Below are 1,848 nucleotides of genomic sequence, written 5' to 3'. Positions count from 1 at the left end.
GCTCAAGGGGCGGTTCCCGAGGGGCGGTTCCATCAAATTCGTGAGAAGATGCTCAATGAAGTCGATCTCACCCAATACTCGTGCGATTGGCCGCTGACAAGCCGTGAATCTCAAGTGTTACTGCACATCGCGCTGGGGCTCAGTAACAAAGAGATCGCCAAGTCGCTAATGATCAGCGTCGAGACAGTGAAAGAGCATGTGCAAAACATCTTGCGAAAACTTGGTGCCAACGATCGCACCGACGCCGCGGTCAAAGCGGTGCGAGTGGGCTTTATCGACTAGGCGGCTCTATGGACTCGCCTGCTCTATGGACTGATCGGCTCTATGGGACTATTAGGTTCTGTTAGGCGAATGGAACAGCATCGGTTTGATCACGTTTCTCTTACGCACAACGCGATCGTCTCTAATCACGCTCGATACTCAGTCCCGCCGCCTTCCATTCGGGAACGCTGAAACGTAAACGCTGGGATTTGAATTGATTTTCTCGCAGCCAGCGATTTCCCGCGAACGCGGCCGCGCAAAATGGGCCGCGACAATACACCAACATCGATGATGATTTGGGTAGCTTTGGTGCCGCTTCGGCAAGCGAACCAAAGGGAACGTTTCTCGCTTTGGGCAAATGCCCTTGCTCAAATTCCGTTGTCGGCCGCAGGTCCAACAGGGTGAAACGTCCGCGATCGAGCTTGGCGTTGAGGTCAAGTTCGGTCAGCGGGGACAAGCCGTCATCGGCATCAAATTCTTCTCGCATGACCTCGCGAATCTCGGGAACGACAACTTCGCCAAGATCGCGAAATCGCAGCCAGAGTTCCGCGACACGCGGGTCTTTTAGCGAGCAATAAACGCTGCGTCCTCGCTTTTCTGTCGCGATCAAGTGGCAATTTCGCAGCACCTTCACGTTGGCGCTCGCGGCCGCCAGCGACTGGTTGGTCAATTTTGCCAATTCATCGATCGGTTTATCGCCCTGAGCCAACAGGCTGATCATTTTCAGCCGATGCGGATTCGAAAGTGCGCCTCCCACGTCGGCAAGTTGCCGATAAATCGCCGCTTGATTCTGTTTGTCGAGCATGGTGCCCTCGGGAGGGGGAACTGACTTGCGTTGCGATCACAGGGCCGGCGTTGCAGGTCGGCGTCGTCTGTGAGCAGCATCCGCAGAGCGATGGGAATTTCTGTTTTGCCATCATATCCGTGGTCATTGCAAAGTCAATGAACTTTTTGAGTTTGGGTTGGCGGACGCGATGGAGTTGCGTACATTAAATATTCAATGAACCTTTTGAGTGTTGTGGCGGGCAATTCATTGGACGTCCGTTCTCAGCCAAACGCAGTTCACACATCAAGGAACCAATGATGAGCACATTCAATCGACGCGAAGTCCTTCAGCACGCCGGCGCGATTGGGCTGGGAACGGCATTGCTGACCAAGTTAGGAACGATCGCCCAGGCTGGTGAGAACTCCGGTGTCACCCAACCACCCTCGCATGTCGTGTTGGAAACGATCAAGGCTGGCGGCCTATCGCACTATTCATATTTCTTAGGTGACAAAACCGCTGGCGTGGCCGTCGTGATCGATCCTCGTCGCGATGTTCAGGTCTATCTGGATCTAGCGGAAAAACATGGCATGACGATCACTCATGTGGTGGAGACACATGTGCATGCCGATTTTGTTTCGGGATCACGAGAGCTTGCCGATCGCACCGGCACAGCACGGATCGTAGCCAGTATCGAAGGCGATCCGGGGTACGGATTCAAGCTCGATCGGCCTCTACGTGATGGTGACGAATTCACCGTCGGCAGCATCAAATTGCGAGGGATTCATACTCCGGGGCACACGCCGGAGCACATGTCGTATTTG

Annotated in this window: 3 protein-coding genes; 2 read left to right on the top strand and 1 reads right to left on the bottom strand. The window is 54.3% G+C overall.

Annotated elements, in window-relative coordinates; translation table 11 throughout:
* Nucleotides 1-282, top strand: a 282-nt coding sequence (locus RMSM_RS16405) for a response regulator transcription factor (RefSeq protein ID WP_144057708.1), incomplete at its 5' end; no start/stop codon positions are given.
* A gap of 121 nt (nucleotides 283-403) precedes the next feature.
* Here RMSM_RS16405 and RMSM_RS16400 read toward each other — a convergent pair.
* Entirely contained in the window at nucleotides 404-1,066 is a 663-nt protein-coding gene (locus RMSM_RS16400; protein ID WP_008698411.1) for an ArsR/SmtB family transcription factor, read from the bottom strand.
* 278 nt (nucleotides 1,067-1,344) lie between these two features.
* On the opposite strand from RMSM_RS16400, the gene RMSM_RS16395 reads away from it, so the two are divergent.
* Nucleotides 1,345-1,848 (top strand): MBL fold metallo-hydrolase (locus RMSM_RS16395; RefSeq protein ID WP_040767452.1); only part of this gene is annotated, 504 nt, incomplete at its 3' end.

The organism is Rhodopirellula maiorica SM1 (assembly GCF_000346295.1).
In the GTDB taxonomy this organism is placed as follows: Bacteria; Planctomycetota; Planctomycetia; order Pirellulales; family Pirellulaceae; genus Novipirellula; species Novipirellula maiorica.
The sequence above is the reverse complement of the archived record's forward strand: the minus strand, read 5'-3'. Positions and strand labels throughout refer to the sequence as shown.